Annotated in this window: 16 protein-coding genes; 9 read left to right on the plus strand and 7 right to left on the minus strand. The window is 74.1% G+C overall.

Annotation, left to right across the window (positions count from 1 at the left end; all coding sequences use genetic code 11):
* Positions 1-120: 120 nt before the first annotated feature.
* The 3 genes from ACFWEJ_RS06365 (at position 121) to ACFWEJ_RS06375 (ending at position 2,470) form a co-directional block, all read left to right on the plus strand.
* Positions 121-1,080 (plus strand): formylglycine-generating enzyme family protein, encoded by a 960-nt coding sequence (locus ACFWEJ_RS06365; RefSeq protein WP_377228379.1) that lies wholly within the window; start codon positions 121-123, stop codon positions 1,078-1,080.
* On the plus strand, positions 1,077-1,988 hold the full coding sequence (locus ACFWEJ_RS06370; protein ID WP_377228352.1) for a haloacid dehalogenase-like hydrolase: 912 nt from the start codon (positions 1,077-1,079) through the stop codon (positions 1,986-1,988). Before ACFWEJ_RS06365 ends, ACFWEJ_RS06370 begins: the two co-directional genes overlap by 4 nt.
* A 77-nt stretch (positions 1,989-2,065) precedes the next feature.
* Positions 2,066-2,470, plus strand: coding sequence for a hypothetical protein (locus tag ACFWEJ_RS06375; RefSeq protein ID WP_377228353.1), 405 nt, complete (start codon positions 2,066-2,068; stop codon positions 2,468-2,470).
* Between the two features lie 19 nt (positions 2,471-2,489).
* Here the strand turns inward: ACFWEJ_RS06375 and ACFWEJ_RS06380 are convergent, their stop codons facing one another.
* The 4 genes from ACFWEJ_RS06380 to ACFWEJ_RS06395 form a co-directional block, all read right to left on the minus strand.
* Positions 2,490-5,270: a LuxR C-terminal-related transcriptional regulator gene (locus ACFWEJ_RS06380; RefSeq protein WP_377228354.1), complete on the minus strand. Its 2,781-nt coding sequence runs from the start codon at positions 5,268-5,270 to the stop codon at positions 2,490-2,492.
* 207 nt (positions 5,271-5,477) lie between these two features.
* The gene (locus ACFWEJ_RS06385) at positions 5,478-5,936 is read right to left on the minus strand and encodes a hypothetical protein (protein WP_377228355.1); all 459 of its coding nucleotides are present in this window, start codon (positions 5,934-5,936) and stop codon (positions 5,478-5,480) included.
* Positions 5,933-6,454, minus strand: coding sequence for a DUF1269 domain-containing protein (locus ACFWEJ_RS06390; protein ID WP_377228356.1), 522 nt, complete (start codon positions 6,452-6,454; stop codon positions 5,933-5,935). Before ACFWEJ_RS06390 ends, ACFWEJ_RS06385 begins: the two co-directional genes overlap by 4 nt.
* A gap of 90 nt (positions 6,455-6,544) precedes the next feature.
* Positions 6,545-7,102, minus strand: a complete 558-nt coding sequence (locus ACFWEJ_RS06395; protein WP_377228357.1) for a DUF4203 domain-containing protein — start codon at positions 7,100-7,102, stop codon at positions 6,545-6,547.
* A 306-nt stretch (positions 7,103-7,408) separates the two neighbouring features.
* Here ACFWEJ_RS06395 and ACFWEJ_RS06400 point away from each other — a divergent pair, with 306 nt between their 5' ends.
* From ACFWEJ_RS06400 to ACFWEJ_RS06410, 3 genes are all read left to right on the plus strand, one after another.
* Complete coding sequence (locus tag ACFWEJ_RS06400; protein ID WP_377228358.1) at positions 7,409-12,064, plus strand: hypothetical protein; 4,656 nt, start codon at positions 7,409-7,411, stop codon at positions 12,062-12,064.
* 127 nt (positions 12,065-12,191) lie between these two features.
* Positions 12,192-13,691 (plus strand): BadF/BadG/BcrA/BcrD ATPase family protein, encoded by a 1,500-nt coding sequence (locus ACFWEJ_RS06405; RefSeq protein WP_377228359.1) that lies wholly within the window; start codon positions 12,192-12,194, stop codon positions 13,689-13,691.
* An 886-nt stretch (positions 13,692-14,577) separates the two neighbouring features.
* Positions 14,578-15,615 carry a DUF4037 domain-containing protein gene (locus ACFWEJ_RS06410; protein ID WP_377228360.1) on the plus strand — a complete coding sequence of 346 codons (1,038 nt, stop codon included), beginning with the start codon at positions 14,578-14,580 and terminating at the stop codon, positions 15,613-15,615.
* A gap of 26 nt (positions 15,616-15,641) precedes the next feature.
* Here the strand turns inward: ACFWEJ_RS06410 and ACFWEJ_RS06415 are convergent, their stop codons facing one another.
* Positions 15,642-16,313 carry a M15 family metallopeptidase gene (locus tag ACFWEJ_RS06415; protein ID WP_377228361.1) on the minus strand — a complete coding sequence of 224 codons (672 nt, stop codon included), beginning with the start codon at positions 16,311-16,313 and terminating at the stop codon, positions 15,642-15,644.
* 88 nt (positions 16,314-16,401) lie between these two features.
* Between ACFWEJ_RS06415 and ACFWEJ_RS06420 the strand changes: the two genes are divergently transcribed.
* Positions 16,402-17,064, plus strand: a complete 663-nt coding sequence (locus ACFWEJ_RS06420; RefSeq protein ID WP_377228362.1) for a response regulator transcription factor — start codon at positions 16,402-16,404, stop codon at positions 17,062-17,064.
* The gene (locus ACFWEJ_RS06425) at positions 17,061-18,227 is read left to right on the plus strand and encodes a sensor histidine kinase (protein WP_377228363.1); all 1,167 of its coding nucleotides are present in this window, start codon (positions 17,061-17,063) and stop codon (positions 18,225-18,227) included. Before ACFWEJ_RS06420 ends, ACFWEJ_RS06425 begins: the two co-directional genes overlap by 4 nt.
* Positions 18,228-18,236: 9 nt before the next feature.
* On the opposite strand, the gene ACFWEJ_RS06430 is transcribed toward ACFWEJ_RS06425, so the two are convergent.
* Together ACFWEJ_RS06430 and ACFWEJ_RS06435 are read right to left on the minus strand one after the other, a co-directional pair.
* Complete coding sequence (locus ACFWEJ_RS06430; protein ID WP_377228364.1) at positions 18,237-18,941, minus strand: SDR family oxidoreductase; 705 nt, start codon at positions 18,939-18,941, stop codon at positions 18,237-18,239.
* Positions 18,941-20,203: an MFS transporter gene (locus tag ACFWEJ_RS06435; protein ID WP_377228365.1), complete on the minus strand. Its 1,263-nt coding sequence runs from the start codon at positions 20,201-20,203 to the stop codon at positions 18,941-18,943. The genes ACFWEJ_RS06430 and ACFWEJ_RS06435 overlap by 1 nt, the downstream gene beginning before the upstream one ends.
* A 74-nt stretch (positions 20,204-20,277) precedes the next feature.
* Between ACFWEJ_RS06435 and ACFWEJ_RS06440 the strand changes: the two genes are divergently transcribed.
* A complete protein-coding gene (locus ACFWEJ_RS06440; protein WP_377228366.1) occupies positions 20,278-20,748 on the plus strand; it encodes a winged helix-turn-helix transcriptional regulator in 471 nt (156 codons plus the stop codon).
* Positions 20,749-20,771 lie beyond the last annotated feature (23 nt).

The raw sequence follows: 20,771 nt of genomic DNA on the forward strand, positions 1-20,771 counted from the left end.
ATGACGGCTTACCCCGACCACCCCCGCGCCGCGGGCGCCGCCCCCGCCGGGGGGCGGGAGGCCGTGGGTCTGACCGCCGTGGGGCCGGCCACCGTCCGGCTCGACGGCGGGCTGTTCCGGATGGGCTCCGACGACCACTACCCCGAGGAGGCGCCGGCCCATCCCGTGCGCGTCGACGGGTTCCGGATCGACCGGTACACCGTGACGAACGAGCGGTTCGACGCCTTCGTCGCGGCCACGGGGTACGTGACGGTGGCCGAGCGGCCGCTGGACCCCGCCCTCTACCCGGGTGCCCCGCCCGAGAACCTCGCGCCCGGGTCCATGGTGTTCACCCCGACGCCCGGCCCGGTGGACCTGCGCCACCTCAGCCAGTGGTGGGCCTGGGTCCCCGGGGCGTCGTGGCGACGCCCGGAGGGACCCGGCTCCGGCGTCGACGACCGCGGCGACCACCCCGTGGTGCAGGTGGCGCACGAGGACGCCGCCGCCTACGCGGCCTGGGCCGGGGCGAGCCTGCCCACGGAGGCCCAGTGGGAGTACGCCGCCCGCGGCGGGCTCGACGGCGCCGGCTTCACCTGGGGCGACGAGGCCCGGCCCGGCGGGCAGGTCCTGGCGAACACGTGGGACGGCCCCGACTTCCCGTGGCGGTCCACCGGCGGCTCCGGCTGGACACGCACGGCCCCGGTGGGCTCGTTCCCGCCGAACGGGTACGACCTGTTCGACATGGCGGGGAACGTCTGGGAGTGGACGGCGGACTGGTGGACCGACCGCCACCCCGCCGCGGCCGCCCACGACTGCTGCGCGCCCGTGAATCCCCGGGGCGGCGACGCCGACACCAGCCGCGACGCCCGTCAGCCGCAGTTCGCCGTGCCGCGCAGGGTGGTCAAGGGCGGGTCCTTCCTCTGCGCCGACACCTACTGCCGGCGCTACCGGCCCGCCGCCCGCCGGCCGCAGGCGGTCGACACCGGGATGAGCCACATCGGCTTCCGCTGCGTCCGCGCGCTTCCTCGTGCCGACGGCGTCGCCGACGAGCTCTCCCGGACCGTGCCACCCGGGACCGCACTGCCCGGAGGCATGTCATGAACGAAGCGAGCCGGCTCCCGTCCTGGCGCCCCGGGCGCACGCGTGACGCCCTGCTCGGGTTCCTCGACGACGCCGCCACGATCCCGCCCGAGGACCGCGTCGCCTACTTCGACAACGACGGCACGCTGTGGTGCGAGCGGCCCACCTACGTGCAGTACGAGTTCTACGTCGACGCGCTGCGGCGACGGGTCGAGGAGGACCCGTCGCTCGCGGGGGAGGCAGAGTTCCGCGCCGTGCTCGCGGGCGACAGCGCCGCCGTCGGCGAGATCGGGCTGGCCCGCGTGGCGCTCGCCCTGGCGGGCCTCTTCCAGGGGCTCGACCCGCGCGCGTTCACCCGCGAGGTGCGCGAGTTCCTGCGCGCCGGCGCCCACCCGACCCTGGGCCGGCCCCTGAGCGCGGTGCGGTACGGGCCGATGCTGGAGCTCCTCGACGCCCTGCGGGCGCTCGACTTCACCGTCGGCGTCGTGACGGGTGGCGGTACCGAGTTCGTCCGCTCGGTCAGCCAGGAGCTGTACGGCGTGCCGCCCGAGCGGGTGGTCGGGACGATGATCGCGTACGAGCTCGGGCAGGACGCGAACGGCCGGCCCGAGCTGCGGCGCACCGCCCGCGTGCTGGGCGACGTCAACGAGGGCGCCGCCAAGGTGACGAACATCCAGGCTCAGCTCGGCCGCGCGCCGGTGCTCGCGGCCGGGAACTCCGCCGGCGACCACGAGCTCCTGGAGTGGGCGGCGGCCGCCGACGGGCCGCACCTGTCCCTGCTGGTGGACCACGACGACCCCGAGCGGGAGTTCGCCTACGCCAGCCAGGCCCAGAGCTTCGAGACGACGGAGCCCATCACGGCGACGGCCGACCGCCTCGGCTGGACGACCGTCAGCATGAAGGACGACTGGGCGGTCGTGTTCCCGTGAGCCGGGCATCCGGCGAGCAGGGTTCGCGCAATCAGGTTCAGCGCAATCAGGTTCAGCGCAAGCAGGGAGGTACGGAGATGAGACGGACAGCAGGGGTCCTGGTCGGGCTGATGCTCCTGGCGACGGGTGCGTGCTCCAGCGACACCCCGGAGCAGAACACGGAGCAGGCGTGCGGCGCGGCCGACGACCTCACGGCCGCCCTGGACGACTTCCGCTCCACGCTGACGCCCGACGCCACGGTCGACGAGGTCCGGGCCGCGCGGGACGACCTGAGCCAGGCGTGGCAGGAGTTCGACTCGGCGGCGTCCGACGTCGTCGCGGACCGCTCCGAGGAGCTCGACCAGGCGTGGGACGGCCTCCAGAAGGCCGTCGACGACGTCGCGGGCGAGGCGACGGTCTCGGGCGCGATCGACACGCTCCGCGACGAGTGGCAGGGCGTCAAGGACGCCAAGGACGACGTGGTGGCGGACCTCGACTGCTGAGCCGCGCCGGCCGGCGTCGTCACAGCAGGTGGAAGCTCCGCGCGATCTTGAGCGCCTCGCTGCGGCGGGACGCCGCGAGCTTGGTGTACAGGCTCGACACGTGCGTCTTGACGGTGTTCTCCGAGACGAACAGCGCGGCGGCGATGTCCGCGTACGTCGCGCCGCGGGCCAGCTCGTTGAGCACCTCCCGCTCGCGCGGGCTCAGGGCCGGCGGGACGAGGGCCAGGCTCACCTCGCCGAGCTCGCGGGGCGTCGCGGTCATCGAGGCGTACAGCACCGTCACGTCGGGCCGTTCGGCCGCGGTGGCGGCGAGCTCCTGCACCCAGGACCCCGCCAGCCGCTCAACCAGCCGGCGCAGCAGCGTCGCGACGGGCGTGCCCTGGCGCGTCCAGCCCAGGAACGGCGCTGCGTTCCGGCGGGCCTCGGTGACGGTGATCGCCTCCGCCAGCCGGTCCTGCGAGCCCGACGGGTCGCCCAGCGCGTCCAGGAGCTGGGCCTCGCACGCCAGAGCGAGCGCCCGGGTGGGCGGCTGCGAGTAGGCGGCGTCCGCGGCGGCGGCCTCGAACGCGACCGCCGCGCCGCGGCGGTCCCCCTCGCGGTCGGCGCGCAGGCCCTGCACGAGCGCCGCCTCGCCCACGGCACCGAGCGCGTCAAGGGTGCCGTGCAGCGACTTGAGCGTCTCGCGGTCGCTCGCGAGCACCGCCACGAACGCCTGCTCCATGAGCAGCGCGACCCGTAGGTGCTCCGGGAGCTGGTCGTCGGTCAGGCGCTGGCTCTCCCGCGGGGTGGTGAGGATCCGCTGGGCCTCGACCACGCCGCCGGCCAGGACGGCCTGGCGGGCCTCCCAGACGCGGAACCAGAAGCGGGTGCACAGGTCCGCGCCGTGCCAGTCGGCGGCCGTGACCTGCGCCTCGACCGGGCCGGTGGGCGAGGGCACGTCGAGCAGGCGCGCGAGCAGCCGGGCCAGCCGGGCGCGCGCGGTGACGAACGGGAGCGTGCGCGCCCCCGGGGCGTCGGCGGCGACGAGGACCTCGCCGGCCAGCTCCACGCACGCGTTCTCGCGGCCGCGCATGTACTGGGTGAAGGCGAGGTGGCTCAGTGCCAGGACCCCGAGCGGCGCGAGGCCCTGGCTGCGCGACAGGCTGACGGCGAGGGTGAGGCTGGTCTCGGCCTCGGTCAGCTCGCCGAGCCAGTTCTGCGTCGCCCCCAGCTCGGCCGCCAGCACGGGCAGGACGTCGGCGTTGGCCTCGCGCACGGCCGGCCGGCTCTGGGAGGCCACCACCACGCGCTTCGCGTGGCCGACGGCGGCGTAGGCCGGCTCGAGCCCGAGGGCTGCGCGCCACAGCCGCACGCAGGCGATCGACGCGTCCAGGCCCTCGGGCCCGCCCGCCGGCCAGGACGGCGACCACCGCCGCTGGGCGGCCAGCAGCCGGTCGCTCCAGTGCCGCACCCCCTCCAGGTCGTCCCGGATCCAGCAGTCGAGGGCGATGGCGAACCAGATGTCGGGCCGGCGGTCCACGATCTCGGGCTGGGCCCGGACGAACTCGCCCACCTCGTCGTGCTCGCACTGGTTCAGCACCATGCGCACGCCGTCCCGGGCCAGCACGTCGGCGGCCTCGGTGGGCGCCCCGACCCGGACGAGCCGGGCGAACGCCCGGGTGAGGTTGCCGCGCGCCATGTCCAGCCTGACGGCGCGGATCACGGTGGCGCGGGCACGCGCGGCGTCGACGCCGCCCACGGCGAGCTGTCGCTGGACCACGTCCGCCAGGAGCTGGTGGACCCGGAAGCCGCCCTCGGCGGGCGTGTCCTCCGCCGGCCCCGGGTCGCACCCGTGGTCCGCGCGCATCACCAGCAGGCCGGTGTCCTCCAGCTCGGCGAGGATCTCGCCCGCGTGCTGGTCGTGGGACAGGTGGGCCGCCGCGGCCACCGTGACGACGCCGTCGCCGGCGATGCACAGCAGGAGGTGCCGCTGACGGGGGGTCAGGGTGCTGAACACCTCGCCCGCCACGCGCGTGGCCATCGGCGTGACGTCGTGCGCCAGGTGGCGGGCCACGGCCGCCGGGTCGGGCGCGGCGCTCAGCTCGCGGGCGGCCAGCACGGCTGCGGCGCACCAGCCGTCGGCGTGCCGGGCCACGGCGTCGAGCACCTGCCGGTCCTCGGTGCGGGCGTGCGCCGCGACGAGCTCCGCGGCCTCGGCGTCGCTCAGCCGCAGCAGGTCGCCCCGCAGGAGCGTGAAGTTGCCGAGCAGCTCCGGGACGAGGCGGGTCAGCGGCAGCACCCAGCGGCTGAGCAGCAGGAGCCGCATGCCGTCCGGCGCGTTGTTGAGCCGCTCGTCGACGCGGCGCAGGGCCGACGGCGGCAGCAGGTGGGCGTCGTCGATCACGACCAGGGGTGGCGGCTCGCCGGGCTCGCGCTCGCCGGGTGCGCCCGCCCCGTCCAGGGCGGCGTCGACCCGCCCGGCGGTCCAGGAGCCGTCGGCGCGGGCCCAGACGGCGCGCTCGGCGTGCGCGGGGGGAGCGTTCCGCAGCCACCCGGTCACACCCAGGGTCTTGCCGGCGCCCGCCGGGGCGACCAGCAGCGTCACGGCGCTCTCGGTCGCGGCGTCGAGCCGCTGCCACAGGCGCAGCCGCGGCACGTAGACGCGCGGCAGGCGGGGCAGGAGGTCGTCGTCGGCCGGCCGGCGGGACGTGCCCGCCCGGTCCGGTGCGCCGGCCGGGTACCCGGCCCGTGACGCGCGGGGCGCACGGGGTGCGCGGGCTCCGCCGTGGCGGACGGCGGGAGGGCTCGGGTTGGCGCGCATTCCGCGGATTCCTCACTCGACGGTGAAGTGGCGGCCGCCCCCTGGCCGCCGGCCGGTGACGGGGGAACCCCACCGGCCAGGAATTCACGTATTTCCCGCACCTCCGGAATGCCCGGTCAGGAATCGGTCACACGCTTACCTGCAATCATGCGCGCCCTTCTTCGACGATGCCTGCGCACGGGGTGGATTCACCCCGTGCGCAGGCGCTCAGTCGCCCCGTGCGACAAGGGTGGACAATGCCCAGATCACGAACACGTCGAAGGCGATGATCACCAGGCTCCAGACGGGGTAATAGGGGATGAAGGCAAAGTTCGCGAGGGCCGACAGAGCGGCCAGGACGATACCGGCCACGTACGCCCAGGCCTGCCCGGCGAGCACGCCGATACCGGTGGCGAGCGCGATCGCCCCGACGACGATGTGGATCCAGCCCCAGGTCGAGACGTCGAGCTGGAACACGTACTCGGCGCCCGTGACGTACACCGTGCCCGCCGCGGTCGCGGCGATCCCCTGCAGGATCTGGAACACGGAGACCATGATGAGCATGACCCCGGCGAACGCCGAGGTGGTCAGGGCGACGGTGCTCGTCTGCCCGTAGTCGGTGGAGCTCACGCGGCCGCTCGGGTAGGTCCCCGGGATCGGCTCGGAGCCGGATGCTGCGCTGGTCATGATTTCTCCTCGTCGGTAGATCGTTCGTCGCCGAAGACCTCGCGGAGCGCGGCCTCCTGCTCGGCGTCGAGGTTGGTGAAGATGAGCTCGGGCGCCTCCTGCCCGGCGAAGGCGTCCTGGATCTTCTCGACGACGGCGTCCGAGGACAGGACGAACAGCGCGGAGGTTCCCGGCGTGATCTTGTCCCGGACCCGGTTGATGAAACCGTCGTCGATCCCCACGTCCGTGAGGGCACCGCTCAGGGCACCGGTGGCGGCGCCGATGGCCGCGCCGAGCAGGGGGACGAAGAAGAGGAGGCCGAAGAGCATCCCCCAGAAGGCGCCGCCGAGGGCCCCCGCCCCGGCCAGCGACGAGAGCTGGTGGGTCCTGGGCTTCTTGGCCCCCGTGTCCCACCGCACGGTCGCGGCGTCGTGGATCGTGACGAGCCGCTCCTTGGCGAGCCGCTGGATCGACTTCGCCGCCTCGTCCGCGCCGTCGGCGGTCTTGAACTTCCAGGCGGTGAGCGTGGACTGGGACATCGAGGGCTCCTTGGGCTCGCGCGGGTGGCCTGACACTGCCACTCCACCGCTCGCGCCGGGGCCGGGCATCACCCGTTCCCGGTGAACCTCCTACCGGTCGGCCGGGCGCGCCGTGGTGCGCTTCTGGACCTGGCTGCCGATCACGGCGAGCACGACCCAGAGCACCAGCATCAGGACGACGGCGCCGCCGCTCTCCGGCTTCCACAGCTCGCCCGCGTCGGTCCAGAGGCGGCCCACGCCGGACAGCACCAGGGCCGCCCCGGCCACCGCCGTGCCCCACACCAGGAACCGGCGCTGCAGCCGCCGGGCCAGGAACGCGCACAGCAGGGCCACGGCCGGGACCACGATGAGGGCGAGCAGCACGTCGGCGGTACCGCCCTGGACCAGCACGAAGAGCCTGGCCCCGACCAGCGCCCCGACGCACAGGCCGCAGACGAAGAACAGCAGCCGGGCCGCCACGAGCGTGAGCAGGAACGCCAGCACGGCGCCGGCGACGCTCACGAGCAGGGCGGTGGCCGTGTCGGCGCCCATCGCCTCGGCGAGCATCCACGACACACCGAACCCGGCGGCGAGGACGGCGAGGCGCACCGACAGCGACCCCGCGAGCAGCAGGACGAGCCCGACCAGGGTGACGATGAGGGCGGACATCACGGGCCCCCGGGATCGGTCGGCCGACGGTGGTGGGTGCGCACGGTCCCAGCCTCGGGCGGCCGGGGCCCCGCCGGGTCACCCTGTTCGGGTGACGCCGCCGTCTCGGCGGGTGATCGAGACCGTCCCGGGGCCGCTGTCGGGCTGCCCGAACGGCCCCGCGACGGGATTCCTGCTCGCGAAATTCACCCGCCCCCCGGTGGCAGACCGGCGACCTGGTTCGTAGCGTCGAGGTGCCGCGCGCCGGTCCGGCGTGCGCGACAGAGGAGGCCCCGTGGCGAATGTGAGCTCCGAGACGGTCGTCAGGTGAGCGGCGCGCGCCGGCTGGTGGCGACGCTGGCCGCGGTCACGCTCGGGGGTGGCGCCGTCGTCGTCCCCGTGGTGCTGGCGCCCGTGGCGGCCGCCGCGACGTTGGAGCCCTCCGGTCTGCAGACCGGGATGTCGCTCGACGGGACCACGGACCCCGCCGCTCCGCCGGAGACCTTCAACTGGGGTGACTTCATCACGGACGTGCAGCCGGGCGGCGGCTTCACGTTCACGCCCACGGGCCCGTACGTCACGGAGCAGGGCAACAGCTCCACCGGCGTCGTGCAGGGCAGCTTCGCCTGGGACAACGGCACAGTGGCGGCCTCCTGCAACGCCAACCCGGACGCGACCGGAGCGCCGCCGAGCCAGAACCCCGGCACCAACCCGTGGGTGCCCGGGCCCTCGAACCCCAATGCCAAGGGCGACCTCTGCTCCACCGGCTACGGGGTCGAGATCGTCACGGACGCAGCGGGCAGCCGCCACGCGATCCTCTACGGGTACTGGACCCGGTACGTGGGGAACGGCGAGGTCAGCATCTACCAGAACCTGGAGGGCCCGGAACCTGGACGGTGTGACGACGTGCTCCTGGAGTTCGACTACGCGGCGTCGGGCACGACCGCCTTCGTCGAACGCTGGACCCCGGCGGCGGGCGACGACTGCGCGAACCCCCTCGGGGCAGGAACCTGGACCCGGCAGCCGGGCACCGCCGACTTCGACTGGTCGGTCGGGGTGCGCGGTGAGGGCCCGCCCCTGACGAACCAGCCGCAGGAGACGTTCGGCGAGTTCGCGATCGACCTCAGCTCCGCCGGCCTGTTCTCGCCCGAGGCCTGCTCCGCGTTCCAGGTCTCCGAGATGTTCACCCGCACGGGCAACTCCCCGAACGCGAACATCCAGGACTTCGCCGACCACTCGCCGGACCAGCTGAGCATCTCGAACTGCGGAGCCCTCACGGTGACCAAGGAGACCGTGCCCGACATCGCGGCCGACGGCGACCAGTTCGGGTTCACCGTGGCCAGCGACACCGGGCCGGTCCTGCCCGGACCGCCCACGGTGGAGACCCTGGTCGACACCGTGTCGAGCGGCGAGACCAAGACCTATCCCGACGTGCTCGCCGGCTCCTCCTTCTCGATGACCGAGCCCGACATCCCGCCGCCGTGGGCGCTCCAGTCGCTCGTGTGCACGGCGATCCCGGTGGACGGCGGCCCGCCGGAGCAGTTCGTGCTCGACGACCCGTCGGACCGGTTCCCCGTCACCCCGGGGAACACCACGGACTGCGTGATCACCAACGCGGCCGCCGTCGTGACCGTCACCAAGCAGACGGAGCCGGACGGCGCGCCGGACACCTTCGGGTTCGACGTCACCGGGCAGGACCCGGTGACGCTGGGCGACGGCGAGAGCATGTCCTTCCCGGTCCCCACGGGTGCGCCCGTCACGATCTCGGAGGGGGCGGCCGACGGCTGGCTGCCCCCGGAGATCGAGTGCACGTCCGCGGCGACCGTGGACGAGCGCGCCGCCACCGTCGTCCCCGTCGCGGGCGAGGAGATCACGTGCACGTTCACCAACACGCAGCTCGGCACGGTGATCGTCTCGAAGGAGGCGCACGGCGTGGACGGGCGCACGTTCGACTTCGCGAGCGACATCCCCGGGGGCGAGTCCTTCTCGATCGACGTCGAGCAGGGCGACGGCACGCTGTACGAGGAGGTGATCACCGACGTCCCGGCCGGCACCTACACGCTCGAGGAGCTGACCGACGACGGCGATCCCGCGACCGTCCTTGCCGACCTCGCCTGCACGTACGGCGGCGCCGACCATTCCGGGGACCCGGCCACCCGCGCCATCGACCTCACGGTGCTGCCCGGGGAGACCGTGCGGTGCTTCTTCACGAACACGCTGCCCGGGTCGATCACCGTCATCAAGCGCACGGAGCCGGTCGAGTTCGACCAGGAGTTCGGCTTCGTCCTCACCCCGCCGGTGGGCGACCCGACGCCGTTCGCGCTGAACGGCAACTCCGAGCCGCCCAACGTCGCCCTGCGCACGTTCCTGGACCTCGACGCCGGCGTGTACACGATCACCGAACCGACCGACGAGCCGGCCTGGGCGCTGAGCGGCCTGGAGTGCAACGACGACTTCTGGACGCCGACGGCGGACGGGCGCGGCGTCGAGGTGGACCTGCCCACGGGCGGCGTCATCGTCTGCTTCTTCACCAACACGGCCGAACCCGCCACGGCGTCGCTCACCAAGACCGTGGCGGGCGCGGGCCCGGACCTGCCCTGGTCGTTCGACTTCGAGCTGGTGGACCCCGGTGGCGACGTCGTGACCCGGTCGGCTACCTCCGGTGCACCGACCGTCGAGTGGGACGGTCTCGTCCCCGGCGTGGAGTACACGCTGCGGGAGGGCGGGACGACACCGGCCGGCTGGACCCGGGGCGACATCACCTGCACCGGGTTGACCGACCTGGGCCCGGCGCCGGGGTTCCAGGTGGTGCTGACGCCCGGCCAGGTGCTGGACTGCGGGGCGCAGAACACGGTGGAGACGTCGTCGATCAGCGTGTCCAAGGTGGCCGCCGGCATCGGCGGTGACCTGCCGTGGGAGTTCGACCTGAGCATCGACCCCCTCCCGGCGGGCGAGACCTCGCCGCAGACCGTCGCGGGCACGGGGCAGTCCGGGCAGACGGTGACGTGGTCGGGGCTGCTGCCGGGGCAGACGTACTCGATCACCGAGGGCGACGTACCCGGATGGACCGCCGAGACCGCGTGCACCGGGATCGAGGACGTCGATCCGGACAGCCCGGGCCTGCAGTTCGTCGCGCCCGTCGGCGAGGCGGTCTCCTGCACCTTCGTCAACACCGCGGTGCAGGGGAGCGGGACCCTGACCAAGACCTCGGTGGGCGGCGACGGGCAGTTCGAGCTCGTCCTGACCGACCTGGACGAGGCGGTCGATCCCATCGTGGTGCCCGTCACGACCGTGGACGGCACCACGACCGTCGACCTTCCACAGGTCGTGCCCGGCGTGCGGTACTCGCTCGTCGAGTCGGGCGCCGACGGTTGGATCGAGGGGGAGCTGACGTGCACGATCACCCCGGCGGACGGCGGCGAGCCGTTCGTGATCGACGACCTGAGCGACTTCTCGGTGAACCCGGGAGACGTGGGGGACTGCACGGTCGAGAACATCCGGACGGGCACGATCGTGGTGGCGAAGGCGGTGACCGACGGCGACGGGGAGTTCCAGTTCACGGGTGACTGGCTGGACCCGCCGGAGTTCTCGATCACCACGCAGGACGGCATGGGCGTGCAGACGTTCCCGGACGTCGACCCCGGCGCCTACACGGTGACGGAGCTGGCGCAGGACGGGTTCGAGGGGACCGACCTGACGTGCGTGGACGGCGACCCCGACGGTGAGCCGTCGGGTGCCGACGGGCTGGTCGGCTCGGTCCAGCTCGACCCCGGCGAGACGGTGACCTGCACCTATACCAACGCGCCCTGGGGCATGCTCCTGGTGGACAAGCAGACGAGTCCCGCGGGCGCACCGCAGGAGTTCGACTTCTCGTGGGGACCGGACGGCGGACCCCAGGAGCCGTTCGTACTGACCGACGCGGGTGAGCCCTTCAGCAGCGGACCGGTGACGCCTGGTCCGTACCGGGTCGGCGAGGACCCGCCGCCGGGGTGGACCCTGACGGACCTCACCTGTACGGGGGCGGCCGGGGAGGTCACTGTCGAGATCCCGGCCGTCACGGTCGACGTCGGGCTGGGGGAGACCGTGCTGTGCACGTTCACCAACACCGCCGAGGCGGGTAGCCTGACCGCGGAGAAGTCGGTCGCCGGCTGGGCCGAGGACGCGCCCTGGGCGTTCGACCTGGTGCTGACCGGTCCTGGCGGTGCGGTCCCGGTCACGGTGACCGACGAGGAGCCCGTGGCGAGCTGGCCCGACCTGGAGCTCGGCGCGTCCTACAGCCTGACGGAACCGGATCCCGGCACGGGCTGGTCCGCGGAGCTGACCTGCTCGGGGGCGGACGACGAGGACCCCGGGGCGGCCGGGTTCCAGTTCACCGTGACGGCCGGGCTCGTGCTCTCCTGCGAGGCGGTCAACACGGCGGCGCCTGCCGACGTGTCCGTGACCAAGACCGTCGAGGGCGCGGACCCGGGGCTGGAGTGGGCGTTCGACCTGGTGCTCACCCCGGACGACGCGGTCGAGCCCGGGACGCAGACGGTCTCGGGCACCGGTCCGGGGTCCGCGACGGTGTCGTGGACGGGGCTGGTGGCGGGCGCCGGATACACGATCGCCGAGCCGGAGCCCGGCGACGGGTGGACGGCAGGCCCGGTGACCTGCGCCGGGGCGGAGGACGCCGACGGGGACGCACCGGGCTTCCAGCTGGTCGCCGAGCCCGGGGCTTCGGTGGAGTGCGCGGTGACCAACACCGCGGAGCCGGGGCCGACGCCGACTCCGACACCGACGCCCACACCCTCGCCGGAGCCGACGCCGCCTCCGCCGGGTCCGGGACCTGACGCGCCGCCCGGACCGGGTGCCGCGCCCGGACCCGACGGTGGCGACCTCGCGACGACCGGCACCGACGTGGCCGGCCTGCTGGCGGCCGCGGTGGTGTTCCTGGTGCTCGGCTCCGCCCTCCTGCTCGGGGTGCGTGTCCGGCGCGCACGGTGACCGGGGTCGGCGCCGCGTCGTATGACAGCCGACACATGCGGAATGCGGCATCCCGGGTGAATATGTGCCGGTGCCGATTGTGACTGTGGAGCAGGGCGGGGCAAAGGGCCTCGAAGTGGACGCTCGGGTGGTAGGCGTGGACATCGGCGGCACGGGTTCCCGCCTCCGGTTCAGCTCCGGGCGGGGCGGCGTGTCCTACGAGGTCACGGGCCCGCCGGCGACGATGGTCGGCGGGCGGTCGACCGTGCCCGAGGTGGTGCGCGAGCTGTGCCGCGGCTTCGCCGCCCGGTTCGGCGGGCGCCCGCGGGTGTCGGCCGCCGCCGTCGGGATGCGGGGGTTCCGGTCCATGACGCAGTCCGGGACGCTGGACCCCAACCGGGTGCACGACATCCTGTCCGAGGAGCTGCGGACCACCTCGACGGCCGTCTCGAGCGACGCGGTCACGGCGCACCTGGGTGCCATCGGCACCGGGTCGGGCGCCACGCTGGCCGTGGGTACGGGCGCGGTGGCCGTGGCGTGCGACGACGTCGGCCGCTGGCACCTCGCCGACGGGATGGGGCCGCACGTGGGCGACAACGGCGGCGGCGCCTGGATCGGGCGGCGCGGCCTGGACGCGGCGGCCCGGTCGATGGACGGCCGCCGCATGGGGGCGTCGCCGGGCCTGGTCCGGGCCGCCGAGGAGCACTTCGGGCGGCGGGAGCGGTGGGCCGCCGTCAATGACGTGTCGCTGTTCGCCGGGTTCGCGCCCCAGGTCATCACGGCGGCGGACTACGGCGACCTGGCATGCCGCGAGATCCTCGACGAGGCGGCGCGCTCCTTGGCCGACGGACTGTGCGCGGTGCTGAGCCACCCCGGCGTCGTGCCGGTGGCGGTCACCACGGGGAAGCTGCTGATGCACGCGCCGACGCTGCGGGCGATGGTGGTCCAGCACCTCCTGGAGAAGCGGGACGACGTGCGCGTGCAGCCCAGCGCCGGCCTGCCGCTCGACGGCGCGCTGGCCCTGGCGCGCATGATGGCCGCGCACCCGAACGTCGTCCAGGAGCACGTGCCGCTGCTGGCGGTCCGGATCGGTGCGACGCCCCGGCCCGACGACTCCGTCACGCTGCCCCGGGTGGTCCTCCCCGCCGTGCGGCCGCTGCGGGAGGCCGAGCCCACCGCCTGGGCGGTCGAGGTCCGGTCGGACTACGAATGGTCGGCCGAGCAGGCTCCGGAGGACGGGCTGCCCCCGGCGTCCCCGGCCGCCCTGTCGCCCCTGTCGTCGCGGACGTCCCCGGCCTCGGCGGCCGCCGGGGCCGCCGCGGGCTCCGTGACCGACGCCGTGGTGCCGCTGACGGGGGAGCGGCTCGTGGTCGGCCGCGCCTCGCGCAGCCGCGGCGTGGTGCCGGACATCGTGTGCGAGGACACCGGCGTCTCGCGCCGGCACTGCGAGATCGCCTGGGCGGAGGGTGGGTGGAGCGTCGTCGACCTGGGGTCGGCCAACGGGACCTACGTCGCCGCGCGCGGCGACGCGCTGCCCACCGAACCCCTGCGCCCGGGGGAGCGCCGCTGGTTGGCCGACGGCGACCGCATCTACGTGGGCGGATGGACCTGCCTCACGGCGCGGGCCGTGACCGCAAGCGTGCGCTGAGCCCTCCGGCGGCCGGCGCGTCCCTGCTCCGGTGCGGTGATGCTGACAGCCTGCTCCGGTGCGCTGTGGTCACAACCTGTTCCGGTGCGGCGTGCTGACGACTTGCTCCGCTGGGGCGGTGCTGACAAGCCGCTCCGCTGCGGCAGGCCCTGACGACCTCTCCGCTGCGGTGGGCCTGACAAGCCGCTTCGCTGCGGTGGGCCTGACAAGCCGCTTCGCTGCGGTGGGCCTGACAAGCCGCTTCGCTGCGGTGGGCCTGACAACCTGCTCCGCTGCGGTGGCCCCGGTAACCGGTGGTGCGGTGCTGATCGTGCGGCCGTGGGGTGGTGATGCGAACGCGGACGGTGGGTGTCGGCTGGGCTGAATTCCGAGCGTCCTGTGCTGACTCGATCAACCCGAGATGAACTATCCCGCTCAGCCGAATTATCCGAGGCACAACCGTACGTGTTCTGCATTGCCGAAATATTCGGTTGTGCCGGATTTCCCGATATATAGCTTTACCTGGTAACTGCTCACGTGATTGTTCGGCTGAGCGTTATCTTCTGGGATGGTGCCGCACCGGGTTCACGTCGGCCGAATAGTTTGCCTGAGCCGGAATTGCGAAGGGGTGGTTCGCCGTGGGTGGACTGTTCGGGTGAGCCAGATTGTGCGAGGCAGAGCCGAACACAGTTCATCCCTGCCGACACCCCTCGTACCAGTGGTGTGTGCCCCGGAGCCCGGACCACGCTTTCCACCGCGACCGGTCCGGGGTGCCGCCCAGGCGCAACGGGCGGGAACAGGGGCGGATCCGACGAGGGGTGGGAACGGGGCGGGCGCCACGGGGGCGGGAACAGGGGCGGGCGGGATTCACCTGGACCCGCCTCGTCGCGGCTCCTAGGTTGACCGCATGTCCGGAACCGAGCTCGCCCGTGCGTACTGGGCCGACGTCGTCCGCCCGATCCTGGACCGGAAGCTGCCGGACGTGCCGCGTGCGGCCGCCCGGCTCGGCTCCGGCTCGGACGTGCTGGGTCTGGACGACGACACCTCGCGCGACCACGACTGGGGCCTTCGACTGACCCTCCTGGTCCCGGCAGAGCGGGTCCGCGAGGTCGACGAGGTGCTCGCCGTGTCCCTCCCGGCGTCGTACCAGGATCTGCCCACGGCCTTCCCCGTCACCTGGGACCCGGTCGTCCGGCACCGGGTCGAGGTGGCCGCGCCCGTCGACCTCGTCCGGTCGCGCACGGGGCTCGACCTCGGCGGCGATCTCGGCGGCGACCTCGGCGCCACCGACTGGCTGTCGCTGACGGGGCAGGCCGTGCTGGAGGTGACGGCGGGACCGGTGTTCGAGGACGCGCCGGGGGAGCTCACCGCGCTGCGCGAGCGGCTCGCGTGGTACCCGCACGACGTCTGGCTGCACGTGCTGGCCGCCGAGTGGACGCGCGTCGAGCAGGAGCTGCCGTTCGTGGGGCGCACCGGGCAGCGCGGCGACGACCTCGGCTCCCGGCTCCTCGCGGCACGCCTGGTCACCGCCCTGGTCCGGCTCGGCTTCCTCCTGGAGCGGCACTGGCCGCCGTACCCCAAGTGGGCGGGCACGCTGTTCGGGCGGCTGCCCGTGGCGTCCTCGGTCGGCGGCGAGCTGGCCCGGGCGCTCGCGGCCGGGACCTGGCACGAGCGCGATGCCGCCCTGCGCGCCGCGTGCGAGGCGCTGCACGCGCGGCAGCGTGCCGTGGGCCTGCCCGCGCTGGACGGCCCGGTGTGCCAGGACTTCTACGACCGGCCGTTCACGGGCCTGCGCGACGTGGCGGGCGTGCTGCGCGCCGCCGTCGCCGACCCGGAGGTGCGGGCGCTGCCGCACCGGGGCGGCGTCGAGCAGTGGGTGGACGACGTCGGGACGCTCACCGACGCGGGTGCGCGCGGGCGGCTGGCCCGGGCCTCGCAGACCTGAGCGGGCGCGGCTCCGCGCGCGCGGCCTCAGCCGCCGGCGTTCTCCAGCAGCGCGGGGCACGCGCCGCCGGGCCCGGTCAGCAGCTCGAAGTGCCAGATCTCGTTGGAGTAGACCTGGCACAGCCCGTACTCGGTGCCGTGCTGGATGAGCCAGTAGGCGCCCTCGGTCGGGCCGATGTCGATGGCCTTGCCGCTCACGTGCTCGGACAGCTCGGGCGTGCTGACCCGCTCGCGCGCGGCCTCCAGGCTGCCGTACTCCGCGACGGCGTCGTCGAGCAGCCGCTGCTGGTATGCGGGGCTGCGCCAGCCGCTCGTGACCCAGAAGTCGATGCCGTCGTCCGCGGCGTCGGCGGCGGCCTCGCGGACGGCGGCGGCGAGATCGGCGTCGAGGTTGGTGATCGCCGGGAGGTCGTCGTCGAGCGTCGCCGCGCCGTCCGGGATGTCGCCGCCGGCCACGCCGGTCGACCCGGCGTCGCCCGCCGAACCGGGCAGGCCCCGGTCGAGCACCTGGTCGATGCCCTGCACGACGGGCGCGTCGCCGCGGTCGAGCAGGGGATAGACGCCGAACACCGCGGTGAGCACCACGGCGGCCACCACGAGGGTGAACGCCATCGGCCGGCGGGTGCGCCGCGGTCGGGGGACGTGCCGGGCCGGGCGGCCGACGTGCGCCGGCGGGTGGGCCAGTTCGTATCGAGTCATGTGCCCAGCCCACCGGGGCCGACGTTGCCGGGGCGTCTTCGCTTTTGGATACGCCCCGGATATGTGCCCGCCGGTAGCGTGTGCTGACATGCGCGTCTTGGTGGTGGAGGACGAGCCCTACCTCGCCGAGGCGATCCGGGACGGGCTCCGGCTGGAGGCGATCGCCGCCGACGTCGCGAACGACGGCGCGGCCGCGCTCGACCTGGTGGCCGCCAACCCCTACGACGCCGTGGTGCTCGACCGGGACGTCCCCGTGGTGCACGGGGACGAGGTGGCCCGCCGGGTCGTCGCGGAGCACCCCGCGGTCCGGATCATCATGCTGACCGCGGCCGGCGAGCTCACCGACAAGGTCAGCGGCTTCGAGCTCGGCGCCGACGACTACCTGACCAAGCCGTTCGCGATGCGCGAGCTGGTGCTGCGGCTGCGCGCCCTGGCCCGCCGGCCGGAGGCGACCACCCCGCCCGTGCTCGAGCTCGGTCCCGTGCGGCTGGACCCCTACCGCCGCGAGGTCTACCGCGACGGCCGGTACATCGCGCTCACCCGCAAGCAGTTCGCCGTGGTGCAGGTGCTGATGGACGCCGGCGGCGGTGTCGTCAGCGCCGAGGAGCTGCTCGACCGCGCCTGGGACGAGAACGCCGACCCGTTCACGAACGCCGTGCGCATCACCATCTCGACGCTGCGCAAGCGCCTGGGCGACCCCTGGCTGATCCACACGGTGCCTGGCGTCGGGTACCGGTTCGGGGAACCGTGACCGCCTCCGCCGTCGGGCAGCGCCGCGCCGGGCTGTCGGTGCGCCTGCGGCTCACGCTGAGCTACGCGGGGTTCCTCGTGCTGGCGGGCACGGCCCTGTTCGCCGCGCTCCTGCTGGTGCTGCGGTACGTGCCCGACGAGAACCTCATGGTCCAGGACGGCGGGGGCTTCGCGCCCAGCCGCTCGGACCTCCTCGATGTCGCCGTCCCGCTGTCGGCGGCGGCAGTCGGCTTCCTCGCGCTCGTCGGCCTGGTCGGCGGCTGGATCCTGGCGGGCCGGATGCTCCGCCCCCTCGACCGGATCAGCGAGGCCGCGGCGCTCGCCGCGGACGGCGCCCTCGACCACCGGATCGCCCTGGAAGGGCCGGACGACGAGCTGCGCCGGCTCGCCGACACCTTCGACATGATGCTCACCCGGCTGGAACGCTCCTTCGAGGAGCAGCGGCGGTTCACCGCCAACGCCTCGCACGAGCTGCGCACGCCCAACACCGTGGTCAAGGCGCTGCTGGAGGTGGCGCAGGCGGATCCCGTGGGCCGCGACGTGGACCGTCTGCTGAGCCGGCTGTACGAGACCAACGAGCGCTCGATCGCGATGGTCGAGTCCCTGCTGCAGCTCGCCCGGCTCGATCACGACAGCCTCCGGGCCGAGCCCGTCGACCTGGCCGACGTCATCCGCGAGGCGGTCCAAGCGTTGCCGGAGCTGGATGCGCCGGACTCGGCAGGAGGCGGGCCCGACCCGGCGGGAGGTGCTGCGCCGTCGGCCGGGGACGGCGCCCCGGAGCTGGTCCTGACGCTCGACGCGGCAGCGGTCCACGGCAACCGGGTGCTGCTCGGCCAGCTCGCGGGCAACCTGCTCGGCAACGCCGTGCGCCACAACCTCCCCGCCGGCGGCCGGGTCCGGGTCGGCACGCGGCTGGACGACCGCCGTCGTCCGACGCTCGTGGTGGAGAACACCGGGGCGCCGCTCGATCCGGCGGTCGTCGCGACCCTGGCCGAACCGTTCGTGCGCGCCGACGCCCGGACGCGCCGTCCCGACCGCGCCGCCGGCAGCGGGCTCGGGCTGTCGATCGTCGCGTCGATCGCCCGGGCGCACGGAGCGGAGCTGGCGCTGGCCGCCCGCCCGGACGGCGGTCTGTCCGCGACGGTCACCTTCCCGCCGTCCTAGGCGCTTCCCTCACGCGGTCTGGAGCTGCGGGTAGAGGTCGCTCAGCGGGCCGGACAGGGCCGCCTTGACCCGGCGGCTGGTGTCGTCGGCCAGCACCTCGGGCTCACCGGCCTCCAGCCCGTCGAGGATCGCCGCCACGATGTCGCGCGGGTCCTCCTTCGGCACGTCGAGCCGCTCGGTCATGGGGGTGTCCGTGTAGCCGAGGTGCGCGCCGAGCACCTGCGTGCTCTGCTCCAGGAGCTCCACGCGCAGCGCGTTGCTGTAGGACCAGAACGCCGCCTTGGTCGCCGAGTACGTGCCCATGGCGAACCAGCTCAGCGCCGAGTGCATGTTGATGATCGCGCCGCCACCGTTGCGCGCCAGCACCGGGGCGAACGCCTGCGTGACGCCGAGCTGGGCGAACACGTTGGTCTCGAACACCGCGCGGATGTCGTCGAGCGCCGTGGTCAGCACCGGCCGCCCGCGGTCGGAGATCCCGGCGTTGTTGATCAGCACCGTCGTGTCCCCGGCCAGCTCGGCCGCGGCCGCGATCGACCCGGGGTCGTTGATGTCCAGGGGTAGCGGCACCACGCGGGGGTCGGTCCACTCCCGCGGCGTACGGGCGCTGGCGTACACCTTGGCGGCGCCCCGCAGGAGGGCCTCCGCCACGAACGCGCGGCCGAGGCCGCCGTTCGCGCCGGTGATCAGGACCACGGCGTTCTTCAGGTCAGTCATCACGAGCTCGCTTTCATGAGGTGGTGCGGTGCGGTGTCGAGAGAAGCGGTGTCGAGGGGTGCGGTGTCGAGGGGTGCGGTGGGAGCGGCCGGCGCCGCGGCCCGGGCGCGGACGGTGAGCACGGCGGCCAGCGCGAACGCGATGACGGTCGCGCTGCCCACGACGAGCGCCGTCTGCAGCCCGTGCGCGGTGGCCAGCCGGCCGACGGCGAGGGCCGTGCCCGCCTGCACGAGGTAGGCGACCAGGTAGGCCGACGACGTCGTCGCGGCGCGGTGCTCGGCGGGTGCGCTGCGGGTGACCAGGGTGACGCCGCCGGAGAACAGCAGGCTGTAGCCGGCGCCGCCGATCAGGGAGTACAGGACCAGCGCGGTCATCGAGTGGGTGGCGCCCGCGACGAGCATCAGGCTCTGCGCGACCAGCGCGGCGACGGCACCGAGCCGGAGCGCGGTCGGTGCGCGCAGCCGCCCGGCGAGCAGGGCGACCACGCCGATGGCGGCGGCGGAGATCGCGAGGACCACGCCGTTGACGAAGGCGTCGTCGGAGTGCACGGTGTCCCGCGCGAACTGCGCCCCGATGCCGAGGAAGATCGCGCCGAGCGCGTAGGCGGCCGAGACCCCGAGCGCGCCCGCCACGAACGGCCGCCGGTGTCGCGGCACGGCCAGCGGACGCGGCCGCCAGCGGCGCGCCCCCGCACGCAGTCGGCGCGGCAGGTACCACGCGGCCACCACGGCGACGACGACGCCGGCGAGCAGCACCCCGTAGCCCGCGTGCAGGGGGCTGGGGCTGAACTGCACGGTCGCGCCGCCCACGAGCAGCGCCGTGATCAGCCCTACGGCGGACGCCGCGGCGGTGGTCGCGCCGGTGCGGTCGCGGGCGTCGTCCGACCCGGAGGCCGCGATCACGCTCGTGGCCGGACCGAGGCTGAGCCCCACCCCGACGCCCATGAGCGCCCGGCCCACGAGCAGCAGCGCCAGGTTCGGCGCGAGCAGGAAGGTGAGGGCGCCGAGGCCCAGGAAGCCGAGGCCCGCGAGGATCGCGCCGCGGTTGCCCACGGTCTCCGCGAGGCCGCCGAGCAGGAGGAGCGTCGCGATCAGGGCGACGGGGTAGGCCGCGAAGACCGTGGTGGTGACCGCCGTGGTGAGGTGCCACTGCGCCGCGTAGACGGGGTAGATCAGCGTCGGTGCCGCCGACGCCCAGAGCGCGAGGGCCACCGCGGCCGCCGCCGCCCAGCGGCTCCCGCGTGCCGCCCAGGTGAAAGTCATCGAGGTTCCAATCTGAGTTGGGATTCACAACTTAGCACCTGGATTGGAAAAGACAACCTAGATAGGATGTGTGTATGAGCACAACGCCCCGCGAACGCAACGCACGCTGCTCCGTGGCCCGGAGCCTGGAGGTCCTGGGGGAGAAGTGGACCCTGCTCGTGGTCCGCGAGGCCTTCTTCGGCTACACGCGGTTCGCCGACTTCCGCGCACGTCTTGGCATCGCGCCCGACGTCCTCACCGCCCGGCTAGAGACCCTGGTCGAGGGCGGCGTGCTGGAGCGCCGGCCGTACCGCGACGCGGGCCAGCGGCAGCGTGACGAGTACGTGCTCACCGAGGCCGGGGCTGAGCTCAAGACCGTCCTGGCGGCGTTCGCGGCGTGGGGCGACGAGCACCGGCCCTCGGGCTTCGGGCCGTCGGTCGTGTACGTCGAGGAGGCCACGCAGCAGCCCGTCCGGGTCGCCTTCCTGACCGAGGACGGCCGGGAGCTGCCGCCCGAGGACGTCTCGGTGGTGCCGGGCCCGGGCTCGCTGACGACGGCGGCGTGACCGTGGCCGGGTGCCGAGTCAGT

The sequence above is a fragment of the Promicromonospora sp. NPDC060204 genome, assembly GCF_042728455.1.
Taxonomy (GTDB): Bacteria; Actinomycetota; Actinomycetes; order Actinomycetales; family Cellulomonadaceae; genus Promicromonospora.

Coding starts and splice junctions, on each gene's coding strand:
- ACFWEJ_RS06365 (WP_377228379.1), top strand. CDS start 121: ATGGGCTCCGACGACCACTACCCCGAGGAGGCGCCGGCCCATCCCGTG.
- ACFWEJ_RS06370 (WP_377228352.1), top strand. CDS start 1,077: ATGAACGAAGCGAGCCGGCTCCCGTCCTGGCGCCCCGGGCGCACGCGT.
- ACFWEJ_RS06375 (WP_377228353.1), top strand. CDS start 2,066: ATGAGACGGACAGCAGGGGTCCTGGTCGGGCTGATGCTCCTGGCGACG.
- ACFWEJ_RS06380 (WP_377228354.1), bottom strand. CDS start 5,270: ATGCGCGCCAACCCGAGCCCTCCCGCCGTCCGCCACGGCGGAGCCCGC.
- ACFWEJ_RS06385 (WP_377228355.1), bottom strand. CDS start 5,936: ATGACCAGCGCAGCATCCGGCTCCGAGCCGATCCCGGGGACCTACCCG.
- ACFWEJ_RS06390 (WP_377228356.1), bottom strand. CDS start 6,454: ATGTCCCAGTCCACGCTCACCGCCTGGAAGTTCAAGACCGCCGACGGC.
- ACFWEJ_RS06395 (WP_377228357.1), bottom strand. CDS start 7,102: ATGTCCGCCCTCATCGTCACCCTGGTCGGGCTCGTCCTGCTGCTCGCG.
- ACFWEJ_RS06410 (WP_377228360.1), top strand. CDS start 14,578: ATGTCCGGAACCGAGCTCGCCCGTGCGTACTGGGCCGACGTCGTCCGC.
- ACFWEJ_RS06415 (WP_377228361.1), bottom strand. CDS start 16,313: ATGACTCGATACGAACTGGCCCACCCGCCGGCGCACGTCGGCCGCCCG.
- ACFWEJ_RS06420 (WP_377228362.1), top strand. CDS start 16,402: ATGCGCGTCTTGGTGGTGGAGGACGAGCCCTACCTCGCCGAGGCGATC.
- ACFWEJ_RS06430 (WP_377228364.1), bottom strand. CDS start 18,941: ATGACTGACCTGAAGAACGCCGTGGTCCTGATCACCGGCGCGAACGGC.
- ACFWEJ_RS06435 (WP_377228365.1), bottom strand. CDS start 20,203: ATGACTTTCACCTGGGCGGCACGCGGGAGCCGCTGGGCGGCGGCGGCC.
- ACFWEJ_RS06440 (WP_377228366.1), top strand. CDS start 20,278: ATGAGCACAACGCCCCGCGAACGCAACGCACGCTGCTCCGTGGCCCGG.